Source organism: Marinobacter maroccanus, assembly GCF_002933275.1.
In the GTDB taxonomy this organism is placed as follows: Bacteria; Pseudomonadota; Gammaproteobacteria; order Pseudomonadales; family Oleiphilaceae; genus Marinobacter; species Marinobacter maroccanus.
Window position 1 is genome coordinate 1 of record NZ_PSSX01000055.1, and the last position, 426, is coordinate 426.

Here is a 426-nt window from a genome sequence, read left to right on the forward strand (position 1 = left end):
TGACAGCCGCCCCTATCTTGATCGACTGGATCGTCAATGTGAGCGCTTTGGCTTCGATGTCTGGGGCGTTGGACTGGATGCGGGCTATTACACCGCCGGCATCTGTAAGGGGCTGGAAGACCGGGGCCTCTACGGGGTGATGGGCTACCGGCGACCGAACAAGCCCAAGGGCTACCTCCCCAAACGCGCCTTCACCTACGATCCTGAGACCAACAGCTATCGCTGCCCCCAGGGGCAACAACTGATCTACGCCACCACCAACCGNNTGGGCTACNGGGAGTACAAATCCAACCCGGCTCACTGCAAAGACTGTCCGCTGCTGAGTCAATGCACCCGCAGCGCCAACCACGTCAAAGTGCTTACCCGGCATGTCTGGCAGGACAGCAAAGACCGAACGGACAGTTACCGGTTAACGCCATGGGGCAA

Annotated in this window: 1 protein-coding gene; it reads left to right on the forward strand. The window is 59.8% G+C overall.

Annotated features, from left to right (window positions below; translation table 11 throughout):
* A partial coding sequence (locus KEHDKFFH_RS20010; protein ID WP_192875822.1) for a transposase occupies nucleotides 1–426 on the forward strand: 426 nt, incomplete at both ends.